The organism is Neotabrizicola paludis (genome assembly GCF_044142105.1).
Classification (GTDB): Bacteria; Pseudomonadota; Alphaproteobacteria; order Rhodobacterales; family Rhodobacteraceae; genus Pseudogemmobacter.
Genome location: NZ_JBGTYM010000017.1, coordinates 1 through 14,291 on the forward strand (window position 1 = coordinate 1; position 14,291 = coordinate 14,291).

The 14,291-nt window shown below is 66.0% G+C and carries 18 protein-coding genes; 4 read left to right on the plus strand and 14 right to left on the minus strand.

The window, feature by feature from the left end; genetic code table 11:
* The 7 genes from ACED67_RS21220 to ACED67_RS21250 form a co-directional block, all read right to left on the minus strand.
* Positions 1-467 (minus strand): hypothetical protein (locus tag ACED67_RS21220; RefSeq protein ID WP_395543737.1); only part of this gene is annotated, 467 nt, incomplete at its 3' end.
* Positions 468-469: 2 nt separating this feature from the next.
* A complete protein-coding gene (locus ACED67_RS21225) occupies positions 470-874 on the minus strand; it encodes a hypothetical protein (protein WP_395543738.1) in 405 nt (134 codons plus the stop codon).
* Between the two features lie 53 nt (positions 875-927).
* Positions 928-1,452 carry a hypothetical protein gene (locus ACED67_RS21230; protein WP_395543739.1) on the minus strand — a complete coding sequence of 175 codons (525 nt, stop codon included), beginning with the start codon at positions 1,450-1,452 and terminating at the stop codon, positions 928-930.
* Positions 1,449-3,545, minus strand: a complete 2,097-nt coding sequence (locus ACED67_RS21235) for a hypothetical protein (protein ID WP_395543740.1) — start codon at positions 3,543-3,545, stop codon at positions 1,449-1,451. Before ACED67_RS21235 ends, ACED67_RS21230 begins: the two co-directional genes overlap by 4 nt.
* A 325-nt stretch (positions 3,546-3,870) precedes the next feature.
* Positions 3,871-4,743, minus strand: coding sequence for a DUF3164 family protein (locus tag ACED67_RS21240; RefSeq protein ID WP_395543741.1), 873 nt, complete (start codon positions 4,741-4,743; stop codon positions 3,871-3,873).
* 58 nt (positions 4,744-4,801) lie between these two features.
* Entirely contained in the window at positions 4,802-5,722 is a 921-nt protein-coding gene (locus ACED67_RS21245; RefSeq protein WP_395543742.1) for a hypothetical protein, read from the minus strand.
* Positions 5,712-6,077, minus strand: a complete 366-nt coding sequence (locus ACED67_RS21250) for a DUF1799 domain-containing protein (protein ID WP_395543772.1) — start codon at positions 6,075-6,077, stop codon at positions 5,712-5,714. Before ACED67_RS21250 ends, ACED67_RS21245 begins: the two co-directional genes overlap by 11 nt.
* Positions 6,078-6,252: 175 nt before the next feature.
* Between ACED67_RS21250 and ACED67_RS21255 the strand changes: the two genes are divergently transcribed.
* From ACED67_RS21255 to ACED67_RS21270, 4 genes are all read left to right on the plus strand, one after another.
* Positions 6,253-6,627, plus strand: coding sequence for a hypothetical protein (locus ACED67_RS21255; protein ID WP_395543743.1), 375 nt, complete (start codon positions 6,253-6,255; stop codon positions 6,625-6,627).
* On the plus strand, positions 6,624-6,938 hold the full coding sequence (locus ACED67_RS21260) for a helix-turn-helix domain-containing protein (RefSeq protein WP_395543744.1): 315 nt from the start codon (positions 6,624-6,626) through the stop codon (positions 6,936-6,938). The genes ACED67_RS21255 and ACED67_RS21260 overlap by 4 nt, the downstream gene beginning before the upstream one ends.
* Positions 6,939-7,702: 764 nt before the next feature.
* Positions 7,703-8,074, plus strand: coding sequence for a hypothetical protein (locus ACED67_RS21265; protein ID WP_395543745.1), 372 nt, complete (start codon positions 7,703-7,705; stop codon positions 8,072-8,074).
* Positions 8,075-8,123: 49 nt separating this feature from the next.
* Positions 8,124-8,363, plus strand: a complete 240-nt coding sequence (locus ACED67_RS21270) for a hypothetical protein (RefSeq protein WP_395543746.1) — start codon at positions 8,124-8,126, stop codon at positions 8,361-8,363.
* Between the two features lie 333 nt (positions 8,364-8,696).
* On the opposite strand, the gene ACED67_RS21275 is transcribed toward ACED67_RS21270, so the two are convergent.
* The 7 genes from ACED67_RS21275 to ACED67_RS21305 all read right to left on the minus strand — a co-directional run bounded on the left by ACED67_RS21275 (position 8,697) and on the right by ACED67_RS21305 (position 14,200).
* Entirely contained in the window at positions 8,697-9,416 is a 720-nt protein-coding gene (locus ACED67_RS21275; protein WP_395543747.1) for a sulfate/molybdate ABC transporter ATP-binding protein, read from the minus strand.
* A gap of 43 nt (positions 9,417-9,459) precedes the next feature.
* Entirely contained in the window at positions 9,460-10,326 is an 867-nt protein-coding gene (gene cysW, locus ACED67_RS21280) for a sulfate ABC transporter permease subunit CysW (protein ID WP_395543748.1), read from the minus strand.
* A complete protein-coding gene (gene cysT, locus ACED67_RS21285; RefSeq protein WP_395543749.1) occupies positions 10,319-11,155 on the minus strand; it encodes a sulfate ABC transporter permease subunit CysT in 837 nt (278 codons plus the stop codon). Before cysT ends, cysW begins: the two co-directional genes overlap by 8 nt.
* A 10-nt stretch (positions 11,156-11,165) precedes the next feature.
* Entirely contained in the window at positions 11,166-12,281 is a 1,116-nt protein-coding gene (locus tag ACED67_RS21290) for a sulfate ABC transporter substrate-binding protein (protein WP_395543773.1), read from the minus strand.
* Between the two features lie 107 nt (positions 12,282-12,388).
* Positions 12,389-12,601 carry a hypothetical protein gene (locus tag ACED67_RS21295; protein ID WP_395543750.1) on the minus strand — a complete coding sequence of 71 codons (213 nt, stop codon included), beginning with the start codon at positions 12,599-12,601 and terminating at the stop codon, positions 12,389-12,391.
* On the minus strand, positions 12,598-12,810 hold the full coding sequence (locus ACED67_RS21300; protein ID WP_395543751.1) for a hypothetical protein: 213 nt from the start codon (positions 12,808-12,810) through the stop codon (positions 12,598-12,600). The genes ACED67_RS21295 and ACED67_RS21300 overlap by 4 nt, the downstream gene beginning before the upstream one ends.
* Positions 12,811-13,048: 238 nt before the next feature.
* On the minus strand, positions 13,049-14,200 hold the full coding sequence (locus tag ACED67_RS21305; RefSeq protein ID WP_395543752.1) for an alpha-D-ribose 1-methylphosphonate 5-triphosphate diphosphatase: 1,152 nt from the start codon (positions 14,198-14,200) through the stop codon (positions 13,049-13,051).
* Positions 14,201-14,291: the final 91 nt, after the last annotated feature.

Here is a 14,291-nt window from a genome sequence, read left to right on the forward strand (position 1 = left end):
AAGGCCGCGATCAGCGCGGCCAGCTCGGCCGAGGCGCGCAGCGGTGCAGCAAGGGCGCCGGGGATGAAGGCCGGGCGCTCGATATGCTTGGTCTCGATGCCGTCCATCGAATAGACCACCATGCCGATCAGCGCCGAAGGCGGCAGGGTGACCAGATAGCCTGCCAGCCAGGCATTCCAGACTGCGGCGGCCTGCTCGACGCCTGCGGCCTTGGCTTGGTAGTCGGCAATGGTCTCCGGGCCGCCCAGGCTCGCCATATGCGCCTCGGCCGAAACCGGCTGCTTGGCCGCCTCGGCAAAGGTGGCATAGGTGGTGACCTTGGCCCGGCGCAGGCCGGTCTGGATGTCGTCGAGAGAAGACCACATCAGATCGCCCTGCGCATCGCGGACATAGCGCATGGCCTCGGCCGTCTGGAGCACGGCCGCAACGGCCGCGTCCATCACGGCCGGAAATCGCGACAGGCCCATGATCAGGCCCCCGACGCGGTCAGGTTGAAGGCGGTCACGTTGAATTGCTGGCCCGCCGCCAGGACCGGGTTGTCGATCAGCATGTCGCCGGTGCCAACAGCGGTGCTCGTGATGCTGCCCTGGATGTGGCAGGTGCCGCCCACCTTGATGCGGAAGTGCCCGGCGGTACCGGACGCGTCTGCGCTGGCATCCTGCCAGGTGCCCTGCATCGCTTTGGCGCCGACCGCAGCCGCCGCCATCCAGTCGGCGGGCAGCGTGACGGTCGCGAGCACCGTGCCGGAATCGGCGGCCGCACAGTTGGCCGGGGCGGCACCCGTGCGGATTTCCAGCGTGGGCGAGGCGCCGATCGCTGCCTCGATCGCGTCGAGCCAGGCGTTGCGCACGGCGGTCGAGAATTGGAAGGCCATGGATTGATCCTTTCAGGGTTTGCTGTGAGGGAGCGGGAGCAGACGGGGGCGGTTCATTCGAGGGAGGCCAGCGCCGCCGCGATCTCGGCTTCGCTCGCGGCCGCAGCGATGGCCGCCTGGGTCGACAGGCGCAGCGCCTCGAGCTCGGCCGCCGTTGCGCGCCAGAGGGTCGCCATGTTCAGCCAGAGCTGGGCGAGCTGATCGGCATCGGGCGCAGTGATGCCGACCTCGGCCGAGAGGAGCGGATAGTCTGCCAGCACTGGCGCGGGGGCAGCGATCCACGCCTTCGCCTCGGCCTCCTTCGCCAGATAGACCATCTCCTGCCCGGGCAGATCGGTGATGAACTGGGCGCGGGCAGCGGCGATCCAGGCGGAGAGTTTGGCCATCGCGCGGGCACGGGCAGGCTCAAGAGAGACCAGCTCGAGCGCGCCGTCGATGACCGCCCAGGCCGCGAGATCGCCCAGGGACTGTCCTGTCGACATGACGGAGAGACCCGACATGTCCAGCGTGGGCGGCGCTTCGTCGCCGTCGGCGGTGAACGCGATCGACCCGTCCGGGCGATAGAAGACCAGCGTCATCCCCAGGCCCCCATGCTGAAATGCTGGTAGTAGATCGTCCGCGCGTTCGGCCCGCCGGTGAACGTGGGCGTCTGGGCGGCGATGAAGGCGACCATGGAGTTGATGCTGACCCGGATGGTCTTGCCGGGCGCGATGGTGACGTCGCCGAGCTGCATGTTCGTCTCGGCCGCACCAGTGTCGATGATCCACAGACCCGCCCCCAGGGCCGGGAACGAGCCCGCCGTGGAAGCGGCCTTGGCGAAGGAACCCGTGGCAGTCGGAACGAGGGGGACGACGTCAGCGGGCGTGTCGACGCCGGTCGTATAGGAATAGACAACCTGCCCAGGTGCGCCTGGTCCACCTTGGCCAAGAGCAGGCGTTGCGGCTGGCGCGGTGCCACCGGCCCCGATCGTGATCTCGATTTGCGGGCTTGCCCAGCCCGAGACGTCGATCGCATCCACCGCCAGGAGGGTCGCCGCCAGACCGCCGCGCGAATAGAGCGGGGTGGTGCGCAGCGGCGTTATGCCGGAGTCGTAGCGCGACACACCCGCGCCACCACCCGCGCCCTTGCCGCTCCCGGCCTGCGCACTCACGCCCGTCATCAAACCGGCGTTGAAGTAGGCAGCGTCGCCACCGGCGCCAAAGTCGCTGGCCTGACCGCGCCCGTACCCCCAGCCGCCAGAGATCGTCTGGGCGCCTTTACCGATGCCAGCATTCCCCGCTCCGGGAGCGGTGAGGGTGTACATGAGAGTGGCGCCATCATAGAGCTTGACCACCGTGTCCTGACCCGCCCCACCTGGGGATGTCGGGGCGGTTTCGGCATTGGCCGTCGCAGGCGGTGATGTGACGGACCAGCCCGCTGCACCACCGCCAATGGCCGAGAGCGAAATCGTTTTGATCCCGGCCGGCAGAGCCGTCTTCGCGAGGTTTGTGGTGCGGGTTACATCAGACGGCACACTGGCCGCCGTGACCCAGTGGCGCGCGTTCAGAAGAGCGAGGCCTGTCGAGGACGAGAGGCGCAGCGACTGCTTCTTGGACCCATTTGTGCGACTTGCGGCCAAACCGAAGCGGCTACCGTCCCTGCCGAGGTAGACGCCGTCTACATCGGAAGCCACCGAGGGCTTGCCGTACATGAACCCGGCGTTGGCCTTGATCTCGAGCAGCGAATTGATCTCGAGATAGTCGGCCTGCAGACGTCCGCCCACCAGCCATTCAACGTCAAGGTGCTCGGTAGCGACGATCGCGGCTGCCAGCATGGGCGTGACGATCCCGCCATCCTCGATCAGCGTCGCCCCATCTTTGCGCTTGATGATGATGCGATCGACGAACAAGTTCTGTGCCGTGTTCTGGGTGCTGTGATTGATCACCCGGATGCGCGCGTAACAGGCATTTGTCGGCGCGGGGAAGGTTTGCGCGTATTTGGTCCATGGAGCGAGAAGCGGCGCATTCGCACAGATGTCATCGGTCGAGATTTGCGCCTTGGCCGCATCGAGCCAGATGATCCGCACATAACCACCGGCCGTCGTCACGACAGAGTTGGTTCGGATCGAGGTCTCGCAGTAATAGGCCTTGCCGCCCTCAATCGGAAAATCCTGTGCAGGCAGGGTCTCGGTGTAGACCGAAGCTCCCAGCTCCGCGGGGTTCTTCTGAAGGATCAGGCCGCCAACACCTGTCTCGGTGAAACTTGAGTTGGTGCTTTTCAGGAGCAGGCTACGGCTGGCCGACAGCGACCCGCCAGTCTTTGCCGTGTCCCAGATCGCGTTCAAGGTGGCGACATTGATGTCGTCAAAATTCCCGTTCGGAACCAGGTTAGCGACGTTGCCGATCAGGAGCTTGTCAATGGTCGCAGATTTCGCTGCCAGCTGTTGGGTGCCGATGGCCCCAGCGGCGATCTTACCTGCGATGATCGACGCATTGAGAATATCGCCGCCATCGACCGAGGCGATATAGGCAGACCCGTTCCAGCGGTAGATCTTCGTCGTGACCGGCCAGAACAGGAGCTCGGTGTCCTGAAAGGTCGTGGGCAAGCTGACATCGAGCCAGAGAAGGGGAGGCGTGATCGAGGCCGCGAACTTACCAATATCAAGCGATCCGTCGAGAACAGGCTCGCCCAAAGATGCTTGCTTGTGCCGGATGCATGCCGCAACCTCAGGCAGAGTGCGTTCAAGAGGGAGGGCGTACCAGATGGAAGGTTTACGGCGCGTCTGGCAAGTGACGAATGCTTATGGCCAATGGTCGATCGCTGTTGACGATGAAGGGCGATGGCATCCGATGTTTGGCAATGAGGACCTCGGCGAGTATCCAGCGCCTGAGGACGCTGTTTGGGACCTGTCACACGGACGTGCCTTCTGGCCGTCAATTGGTGTGTGCCCGTCGAAGTGCGGACTTCCAGAGGAACTGGCTGATTGGCCGTGGGTGGCACAATAGCGAAGGTGTCCATCACGCCCTCGCCAGATCGATCGTGACGGGCTGCCAGGCAGCGTCGGCGGCTTCGCGGCGATAGGCGCGGATATAGGTCTGGGACCCCTCGACACGCATTGCGTCGCGGATGGCGCGCATGGCGGACTGCCAGCGGGTGTCGTCGATCTCCAGTCGCAGAAGCATGAAGATCTCGGAACGGTTGCCCCATTCGGCCATGCCCAGCTTTGTCAGGCCGTTGATCGCCGCGAACTCGCGAACGTTGGAGAGGCCGGTCGCCACATGACGGATCGAACCGCGCGAGGCGGAGAGAAGGGCTGACTTGAGATCGGGGCCAAGCGAGAGGCCGCCCGCGTAGATCCGCGCCAGATGATCGACATCCTTTGCGCTGGCATTCTCCATGCCGACATAGCTCAGAACCCGGCTTGCGACGCGTTCCCAATGCTGCAGCTTTTGCGGCAGGCGTTCCTCTCCGATAAGGATCAGCGGAGCCTGACTGACGTCGTGCAGGCGTCGGGCGATCTCGATCGCCCGGTCGGTCAGGATATGGTCGGCCTCGTCAATGATGAGTGGCCGCTGGGTGCGCGCCAGCCTTTCGCAAACTTGCAGGAACATATCCTCGGTTGTGCGGGCGGGCTTCACCCCAAGCTCTATCACGATCATCCGAAGGAGGCCCTTGACCCCACCGATCGGCATCGCCTCGACATGGCAAGCGTTTGCCGCATTGACCGCATACGTCGCTGCGGTGGTCTTGCCCCGACCGGCTGGGCCGTAAAGGCAGCCTATGCCCGGCAGCCCATGCGCGCGGTTCTGGCAGCGATCAATCAGCCCCATCAACCGCGCCACGTTGTCGAGGGGTGCCACGCTGTTTACGACGTCTCCTGTTTCTGTCATCTTTCTGCTCCTTCACCTGTATTCCCGCCGTGGGGCCTGTCCGCCCCCGGCGGGTTCTTCATCCAAACATCGCGTCGCCGAAGTCCTCCCAGAGCCGCCTCTCCGAGCGGTACTCGGAGGTGGTCTGGAACATGCTGAGCCAGCGTTGCTGCTCGGGCGTCACGGCGCGGCCGGCCTCGAGATCGCGCTCAAGCATCAAGGCGCGGCGGAAGCGGTCTCGCGGACCATCCTCAGGTTCGGCTGGCGCGCGGCGTGTCGACAGGTCGGCGACCACTGCCGTTCGCGCGCGCTCGAGCTCGTCTTCTCGCAAGCCATCGGATAGCGAGGCACGGGCCTCGGGCGCCGCGGCCTTGCCAAAGCTCGGCCGGACAACCTTCGCCTCGACCCGCGGTGTCGCTGCAGCTTCCAGCGCGTCCAGGCTCTGCCCGATTTCAAGCGCGGTCAGGCGCCGATGCGCTTCGAGCCGGTCCCGTTCGGCATTCATCCAGGCGCGGCGCGCGCGGGCATGAGCGCGAGCCTCGTCCATGTCGAAGAAACCGGCCTTCTGGCGCACCGGTGCGAAGCCCAGATAGGCATTCTCCGCCGAATAGACGTGGATGACCGTCACGCCCGCCGCCTGCATACGCGCCATCAGCTCATTGGCCTGTCGCGCCAGCAGGTCCTGGGCGCGGGCGGCCTCCTGCGCGGTCAGGGCGCCCATCTCTTCGGCGGTGGGCACCTGCTGGATCGCGGCGACCAGGCCGTAATACTCGCCGACCATGGGCTGCAGCTCGGCCCGCGCCATCTGGACGATGCTGCCCCACTCGGCCTGTGCCTGGGCCGCGCGGGCGGTACCTTCGGCACTTGCAGCGCCAGCGCGCCCCGCCGCGATGGCATCGTCCGAGAGGCCAGTCAGTTCCTTGCGAACGCCAGCAACTTCGGCTCTCGCCTGGGCGGCGTTGGCTTCCAGGAGCAGACTGACACGCATATCACCGGCCACGGCGGTTCATCTCCTCGATCGCCCCTTCTTCGATGAGCCGCAGGTCCGCCCATGTCTCGGGCGAGACCTCGATCCCTGCGAGTTCAAGCCCGGCTTTGGCGGCGCCATAGTCGAGCCCCATCCAGAACAGCCAGGCGCGTTCCATGTTGCCGAGCCCGACGGTGCGCCACTGACCCGAGACCACGCACCAGGCTTGCCAGGCCGCCTGATGGTCGGCCCAGAGCTCCAGCTCGACGGGCTCGGCCGGAAGGATCGTCAGTCCCAGGGCCGCCGCGCCATCCTGCGCCCGCGCGAGCGCCGTCTGCCTTGCGCCGTCTGTATCCCCGCGGGCCCAATGGCGGCCCGCGGCGATCAGTTTCCCCGGCGGGCCGCCCGGGCGCCTGAGATCGCGTTCGTATAGGCCTGCACGATCGCGAAGCGGATGTAGTGCAGGTCAAGGAGCAGGTTCAGCCGTTCGTCCGAGAACTCGAACGGCTGCGCGCAGTGCGCGATCCCAATACCGGCCGCATCATCGTTTTGGGGGACACGGCATGACCGCGAGCCTTCTTGACGCTGTCAGAAAAGCTTGGGGCGAATTTCCGCCCGACTGGATCGAGGCGTTGGCCAAGGCCAGCGCGCGGTCAAGCCAGGCGGTAGTCGCCCGCGACCTTGGGCGATCGCCCGCCGTCATCAGCCAAGTGCTTCGCAAAATTTATCCGGCCGACACCGCCCGCATCGAGGAGCGGGTGCGGGGTCTCTACATGAACGGCACAGTCGACTGCCCGGCCCTCGGATCGCTTTCCACCCTGAACTGTCAGGACTGGCGCGAGAAATCGACTGTCTTCGCCCATGGCAATCCTCTCCGCGCCCGGATGTTCCGGGCCTGCAATGCCTGCCCGCGGTTCCCGAAGGAGGCCGAAGAATGACCCAGCACTCAACCGCCCAGATCCCGTTTGGTCTCCATCCCGAACTCGTGCTTGGGCGCTATTGCGCCATGACAGGTGCTACGCGCACAGCGCTCGCTGGCAGCGACAAGACGCGCGAGATCACCATGCTTCGGCACGAGGCCATGTGGCTGATGCGGCAGCTGACATCTGCCTCACAAGAGGCCATCGGGCGACACTTCGGCGATCGTGATATGGCGACAGTTCATGCGGGCATAGCCAGGGTGGCGGATCCGGTGGCCGTCGGTTTCAGGGGCACGACATCAGCGGGCGTGTCTACGCCTGTCGTATAGGAATAGACAACCTGCCCAGGTGCGCCTGGTCCACCTTGGCCAAGAGCAGGGTAGCGGCTGGCGCAGTGCCACCTGCACCGATCGTGATCTCGATCTGCGGGCTTGCCCAGCCCGAGACGTCGATCGCATCCACAGCCAGGAGGGTCGCCGCCAGGCCGCCGCGCGAATAGAGCGGGGTGGTGCGAACCGGCGTTGTGCCGGGGTCCTAGCGCGATACGCCCGCTCCACCGCCCGCACCCTTGCCGCTCCCGGCCTGCGCGCTCACGCCCGTCATCACATTGGCGTTGAAGTAGGCGGCATCGCCACCGGCGCCAAGGTCGCTGGCCTGACCGCGCCCGTACCCCCAGCCGCCAGAGATCGCTTGGGTGCCCTTGCCGATGCCAGCATTCCCCGCTCCGGGAGCGGTGAAGGTGCCCAGAAACCTTCCTCTCCGCGATCATGCTCGCTGCGACCGTCCTCTTCTGGCTATGAAACTCAATGAGTCTGGAGCCTAAACTACTGAAAAACCGCCTTTTCCCACCTCTTACCAGCCGATCCCGCTTTGTCGCGGCTGAGTGCAGACTCTCGTGTCAGCGCACAGTGGGTCGCCACGGAAGTCTGCAGGGAATGACACGGAAGTTTGCAGCAGCGCGGTTCCGGCTTCTTGAGTTCCTCGAACGCCGCGCCGGGGGAAGCAGCCGCCAGACGGCGAGCAAGCTTCGAACAGTTCCAGATCGAACTATGCGCAGCAGGAGGCCCCCTCGCGCTTGGGCCGCGCGGCTGCTATGTCGGATCGGGCATGGGGCCGCAAGGGGCGGACGGGCGTGGTCGCGACCGGAAGGACATTCTGGCTGACATTCGGGCTGGTTCTGGCCCTTGCCTTGTCCTGCCTGGCGCAAGGGCCGCTTGTGCCGCAGCGCCTGTCGGCCGATTCCGTCCAACGACTGACGCTCGTCGTCTCTGCCACGCTGCCCAATCCTGCCAAGCCGCAGGCCCTTGTCGCGCCACAGTCCGATCCGGGCCTGCCCGGCCCAGACCCGCTGCCGCAGCATCACGTCGATGCGGCGCGACCGGCGCTGCCCGGGGCGGTCGGCCCGCAGAAGCCGCGCCTCGCGGGCGGCGATCACTGGCCAAGGGCGCCCCCCGTCCTTTCGTAGGAGACCCGCGCCCGGACCGGGCGCCTTCCCTGCAACCAAAGGACATATCATGGAAAAGAAACTTCCCGCGCGGAAGGCCGATGTGCCTGTCCGCCCCGCCGCCCTTGGCGAATGGCGCGCCGAGAACCATTGCGATTATTGCGCTGCCGCCGTGCCAGCGCATAGCGGCATGTGCGAGCGCTGCAAGGCGACGCAAACCCATAGCATGCTGCAGGTTCTGGTGAACTGGGCCCTGTTCATTGGCGGTCTCGTGGCGCTCTTCGCCATCGCCGCGCTGTTCGGCGCCTGATCCGGTCATCGCCAGAAATCGCCCCCCGTGCGAGAGGCCGTACGGGGGCGGACCTGCCCGATCGCCTCAGCCCTGGGGACTGCAGGTTTCAGGCATATGGCTCGGATGGGCTTGGCGCGCTTGCGCTTGCCGCCGATCCGCGCCGCGACAGGCGCAGCAGCGGTCACGCGAAACACCGTCTCATTCAGTCCTTCATGGTCCAACGGGCTGCCCCCCCCGTGAGGGCGAAGCGGCCATGACCTAGCCGTGGTCGGCGCGGGCCTCTCGACGCCCACCCCGTGTCGGAGGGCATTGACATGCTCTCGGCCCCCTTGAGGCCGCTCGTCCTTTGGGTCAGGCGCCGATGAACTCGCGCACGAAGGGGGTGGCGGGGCGGGTGCGGATGTCCTGCGGGCGGCCGACCTGCTCGATCCGGCCCATCGACATCACCACGACCTTGTCGGCCAGTTCCATCGCCTCGTCCTGGTCATGGGTGACGAAGACGGTGGTCAGGCCGGTCTCGTCATGGATATCGCGCAGGCCCTGGCGCAATTCCTTGCGGACCTTGGCGTCCAGCGCGCCGAACGGTTCGTCCAGAAGAAGCATGCGCGGTTCGATCGCCAATGCGCGGGCCAGGGCGACGCGCTGGCGCTGGCCTCCCGACAGCTGGGTCGGATAGCGCGGGCCGATCTCGGGGAGCTGGATCAGTTCCAGCAGTTTCGTCACGCGGCGGGTGATCTCGGCCCGTGGCGGGCGGCTCGAGCGCGGGCGGGCGCGCAGGCCATAGGCAATGTTCTCGAACACGGTCATGTGACGGAAAAGCGCATAGCTCTGGAAGACGAAACCTGCGCGGCGCTGTTGCACCGACAGGCCGGTGGCATCCTGCCCGTCAAAGCGGACGCGGCCCGAAGTCGGGAATTCGAGCCCGCCCAGGATGCGCAAGAGCGTGGTCTTGCCCGAGCCGGAGGGTCCGAGCAAGGCCACGAGCGCGCCCGAGGGGATGGAAAGCGAGACGGGGTGCAAGGCGGTGGTGGTGCCGAAGCTTTTCGCGATTTCGTCGATCTCGATATGCATGGCGGAAGTCCTTTGCCTGGAGTGGCGGAAATGGTCGGTCGGGTCAGTGGCGGTGACCGGCGGAAAGCTGGTCGGCGTGGCGCAGTTCGAGCGCCGTCTTCAGCAGCAGCGTCAGCAGCGCGAGCAGCGTCAGCACCGCGGCGAGCGAGAAGGCGGCGACCGAGAGATATTCGTTGTACATCATCTCGATGGTGATCGGCATGGTCGCGGTCTGGCCGCGGATCTTGCCCGAAACCACAGCCACCGCGCCGAACTCGCCCATGGCGCGGGCGTTGCAGAGAAGCACGCCGTAAAGCAAGGCCCAGCGGATGTTGGGCAGGGTGACGGTGCGGAAGACCCGCCAGCCGCTGGCGCCCAGTGTCAGCGCCGCCTCTTCCTCGGCCCGTCCCTGTTCGATCATCACAGGGATCAGCTCGCGCGCGACGAAGGGGAAGGTGACGAACATGGTGGCCAGCGCGATGCCGGGCAGGGCGAAGACGATCGGGTAGCCCTGCGCCACCAGCCAACCGCCAAGAAGCGAGTTGGTGCCGAACATCAGGACGATGCAAAGACCGGCGACCACGGGCGAGACCGAGAAGGGCAGGTCGATCAGGGTGATCAGGAAGGCCTTGCCGCGAAAGTCGAATTTGGTGATGGACCAGGCGGCGGCGATGCCGAAGGCCGCGTTCAGCGGCACGGCGATGGCGGCGATCAGCAGCGTCAGCTTGATGGCCGACAGCGCGTCGCGATTGCCCAGGCTGGCCAGCGCGGCGCCGACGCCTTTGGCCAGTGCCTCGGCAAAAACGGCGGCCAGGGGCGCGAAGACCAGAAGCGCCATGCCCGCGGCGACCAGGCCGATGGCGATCCAGCGGGCAAGGGGGGCCTCGGTCGTCGGGCTGCGGAAGGCGGTGGTGTGGGGGATGTCAGACATGACCGATCCTCCGGCGTGACCAGATCTGGATGAGGTTGATGGCCAGAAGCATGGCGAAGCTGATCAGCAGCATGGCGATGCCGATGGCGGCGGCGGCGTCGTAGTTGAATTCCTCAAGCTGGATCACGATCAGCAGGGGCGCGATCTCGGTCTTGAGGGGGATGTTCCCGGCGATGAAGATCACCGAGCCGTATTCGCCGACGGCACGCGCCAGCGACAGGGCAAAGCCGGTCAGGGCGGCCGGGGTCAGCATGGGCAGCACGACATGGCGCAGCGTGTGCAGGCGGCTGGCGCCAAGCGTGGCGCTGGCCTCTTCGACCTCGCGGTCGATTTCCTCGACCACGGGCTGCACGGTGCGCGTGACGAAGGGCAGGCCCACGAAGACGAGGGCGATGAAGATGCCCCATTGGCTATAGGCGATCTTCCAGCCGAAACCCTGTGCCAGACTGCCCAGAACCCCGTTCGGGGCGTAAAGTGCCGTCAGGGCGATACCCGCGACGGCGGTGGGCAGGGCGAAGGGCAGGTCGACGGCGGCGTCGAGGATGCGGCGGCCGGGAAAGCGGTAGCGCACCAGCACCCAGGCCAGCAGCACACCGAAGACAAGGTTGAACAGGGCTGCGAACAGCGAGAGGCGGAAGGACAGGAACAGCGCCGCCCAGACCCGTTCGCGGTTCACGGTGTCCCAGATATTGGCTGGGCCGAAAGCGGCGCCCTTCAGAAGAAGGGCGCCGATGGGCAGCAGCACGACCAGCGACAACATCGCCATGGTGATCCCCATGCTCAACCCGAAGCCGGGCATGGGGGAACGGTGCAGGAGGGGTCTGCCCATAGTCAGGTCCTTATTTCGGGACGTAGATCTGGTCGAAGATGCCGCCATCGCCGAAATGTTCGGGCTGCACCTTCGCCCAGCCGCCGAAATCGGCGATGGTCACCAGATCAAGTTTCGGAAAGCGCGCCACATCGGCCGGATCGGCCTTGGACGTGTCCCAGGCGCGGTAATAGTGCTTGAAGGCGAGCGCCTGGCCTTCGGGCGTGTAAAGGAAGTTCAGGTAGGCCTCGGCCAGCTTGCGCTGTTCGTCGGTCTTGATGTTCTTCTCGACCAGCGCCACCGGCGGCTCTGCCAGGACCGAGACCGAGGGGACGACGATGTCGAACTGATCCTCGCCCAGCTCGGCCAGCGCCAGATGGGCCTCGTTCTCCCAGGCCAGAAGCACGTCGCCGATACCGCGCTGGGCGAAGGTCGTGGTCGACCCGCGGGCGCCGGAATCGAGCACAGGGACATGCTTGAACAGATCACCGACGAAGGCTTTGGGGTCCTTGCCGTTCTTTTCGGCCCAGGCCCAGGCGGCCAGGTAGTTCCAGCGCGCGCCGCCCGAGGTCTTGGGGTTCGGCGTGATGACCTCGACCCCGTCATTCAGCAGGTCGCCCCAGTCCTTGATGCCCTTGGGATTGCCCTCGCGCACCAGGAAGACGATGGTCGAGGTGTAGGGCGAGGAATTGTGCGGCAGCTTGCTCTGCCAGTCCTCCGGCAACAGGCCTGCAGCAGCGATCTTGTCGATGTCCGAGGCGAGTGCGAGCGTGACGACCTGCGCCTCGAGCCCGTCGATCACCGAACGCGCCTGGGCGCCCGAACCGCCATGGCTGACTTCGATCTGGGCCGGTTCGTTGCCCTGGTCCTGCCACCACTTGGCAAAGACCTCGTCGAGATCGCGATACAGCTCGCGGGTCGGGTCGTAGGAGACGTTGAGCAGGGTCTCTGCCTGAAGGGGCGCAGGCAGCGCGCCCAGCGACAGGAGGGCCAGGGCTGCGCCGGTCAGGGCATGGCGCAGGAAGCGCGGCAGGGGCCAGCCTGTCAGGCGCTGGCGGCCGGTCTCGATGATCACACGGCCATCGGTCAGATCGGCGACCTTGAGGCCTTCGGCCGTGGCCTCGCCGATGCGGATCTTGGTCAGCATGGAAGTCTCCTTGATGGGTCCGGCGGCGGCGGTTTCGGCGCGGCGGGATGGAAGCGGCAGGATGGGCACGAGGCCCAGGATTGTGGCGGGATGCGGGGAGGGGGCGCTCATCGCGCCGCCCCGGCGAGGATCGGGTCGACCCGCGCTTCCCAGTGACGGGGATCGCGGCCTTGCAACAGCTCGGCGGCGGCCTCGCCCGGATTGCGGGTGTAAAGGATCAGCGGCGTACCGTTGATGCGATGGGCGCGGCCGGTGCGGCGGTCGATCAGCCGGACGGCGGCAAGGGTGGCGGCCGGGGTCGCATGCGGGGCGCGTCTCATGCCGTCCCTCCGGTGGCCAACGCGAGCCATGCGGTGAGGGCGGCAAGGGCGGTGAGCACAAGGGCAACCGCGCCCGGCAGGATTTCCAGCGGTGCATCGGCATCTGCCGCTTCGACGGATGCGCTGTGCCAACCGGCGAAACCATCGCAGAAGGTGGACCCCATCGGCAGGCAGGCCGCACCGGCTGTGGCGAACATCTGATCTGTCATATCGGTCTCCCTGGATCTCATCGGGCAGCCTGTCTGCCCGTCCTGGGATTAATAACGACACAAGTAGTCGAGTATTTCAAAGGAATATACACGCCAAAATTTATCGTGATTATAGAATTTTATTTTCCGCAGCGACAGGTCATCGCCGCGCGGGCACTCTTATGAAAACATAAATATATCAACGACTTGACGCGATTCTTTTCGCGCGCGGAAGGGGTCGGGGCATCGGCGCGGGCGATCAGGCGACTCGCTGGCCTGCAACCCAGGTGCCGCGTGGCATGTCCGCGCCCTGCATCCGCCGCACCCGCACCAGATCGGCGCGCTTGCCCAAGGCGATTTCACCCCGGTCCAGAAGACCCGCCGCACGCGCCGGGGCGGCGCTGACCGTGCCGATGCCACGTGACAGATCGCCCCAAAGATCGCCCAGCATCAGGGCCGCCGACAACAGCGCGGCCGGTACATAATCCGACGAAACGATGTCGAGCAGCCCCTCTTCAGCCAGAAGTCCGGCCGAGATATTGCCCGAATGGGACCCGCCCCGGATCAGGTTTGGCGCGCCCATCATCACCGCGATGCCGCGCGTCCGGCAGGCAAGGGCTGCCTCGCGCGTGGTCGGAAATTCGGCAAAACGCGCGCCATGGGCGGCGCTTTGCGCCACGTCGCCTTCGGTTGTGTCGTCATGGCTGGCCAGCACCGCGCCAAAGCGGCGCGCCTCGTTCACCGCTGCTTCTTCATGCGCCGGGCCCATCAGGGCCGAAAGCGCCTTCTGGCTGGCAATGTGTTCCTCGAATTCCGCCTCGCTCAGCCCATGCTTGCCGCGCACATAGGCGGCAAGCTGGCTGACATCGCGGAACTGGCGCTGGCCGGGCGTGTGGTCCATCAGGCTGACGATGCCGACGCCATCCGCCGGGCCGAATTTGGCAAGCTCCTGGATCAGGGTTTCGGAGCAGACCTCGGCGCGCAGGTGCAGCAGATGGCTGATCCGCAACGCCCCCGCCGCGCGCAGGGCCAGGATCTCATCGGCCAGGGCGCGGGCATATTCGCCGTAATTGGTTTTGGATTTCGACACCACCGATCCGACCCGCAGCGCATCAAAGACCGTGGTGATGCCGGTGCCCGCAAGCTCGGCATCATGGGCGATGATCGCGGCGGAATGGGGCCATTTCACCCGCGGACGCGGTTCGATATGGCGTTCCAGATTGTCGGTATGCAACTCGATCAGACCGGGGATCAGAAGATCGCTTTCAAGGTCCAGCGCGCCCTGCGGCACGGCTTTGCCCGGCTCGATCCCGGCAATCTTGCCGTCGCGGATCAGGATGCTTCCGGTCAGCGTCTCGTCCGGCAGGACAAGGCGGGCATTGGCAAGGATCGTCTCTTGGCTCTGGGGCATCTTTCAGGTCCGGGAAATCTGGGTCAGGGTCGGGAGGTGCGGGATAAGACGCGGGCGTCACATCCATGTGACACGCGGAGCCTAAGGGGGC

Coding starts and splice junctions, on each gene's coding strand:
- ACED67_RS21225 (WP_395543738.1), bottom strand. CDS start 874: ATGGCCTTCCAATTCTCGACCGCCGTGCGCAACGCCTGGCTCGACGCG.
- ACED67_RS21230 (WP_395543739.1), bottom strand. CDS start 1,452: ATGACGCTGGTCTTCTATCGCCCGGACGGGTCGATCGCGTTCACCGCC.
- ACED67_RS21240 (WP_395543741.1), bottom strand. CDS start 4,743: ATGACAGAAACAGGAGACGTCGTAAACAGCGTGGCACCCCTCGACAAC.
- ACED67_RS21255 (WP_395543743.1), top strand. CDS start 6,253: ATGACCGCGAGCCTTCTTGACGCTGTCAGAAAAGCTTGGGGCGAATTT.
- ACED67_RS21260 (WP_395543744.1), top strand. CDS start 6,624: ATGACCCAGCACTCAACCGCCCAGATCCCGTTTGGTCTCCATCCCGAA.
- ACED67_RS21265 (WP_395543745.1), top strand. CDS start 7,703: ATGTCGGATCGGGCATGGGGCCGCAAGGGGCGGACGGGCGTGGTCGCG.
- ACED67_RS21270 (WP_395543746.1), top strand. CDS start 8,124: ATGGAAAAGAAACTTCCCGCGCGGAAGGCCGATGTGCCTGTCCGCCCC.
- ACED67_RS21275 (WP_395543747.1), bottom strand. CDS start 9,416: ATGCATATCGAGATCGACGAAATCGCGAAAAGCTTCGGCACCACCACC.
- cysW (WP_395543748.1), bottom strand. CDS start 10,326: ATGTCTGACATCCCCCACACCACCGCCTTCCGCAGCCCGACGACCGAG.
- cysT (WP_395543749.1), bottom strand. CDS start 11,155: ATGGGCAGACCCCTCCTGCACCGTTCCCCCATGCCCGGCTTCGGGTTG.
- ACED67_RS21290 (WP_395543773.1), bottom strand. CDS start 12,281: ATGCTGACCAAGATCCGCATCGGCGAGGCCACGGCCGAAGGCCTCAAG.
- ACED67_RS21295 (WP_395543750.1), bottom strand. CDS start 12,601: ATGAGACGCGCCCCGCATGCGACCCCGGCCGCCACCCTTGCCGCCGTC.
- ACED67_RS21300 (WP_395543751.1), bottom strand. CDS start 12,810: ATGACAGATCAGATGTTCGCCACAGCCGGTGCGGCCTGCCTGCCGATG.
- ACED67_RS21305 (WP_395543752.1), bottom strand. CDS start 14,200: ATGCCCCAGAGCCAAGAGACGATCCTTGCCAATGCCCGCCTTGTCCTG.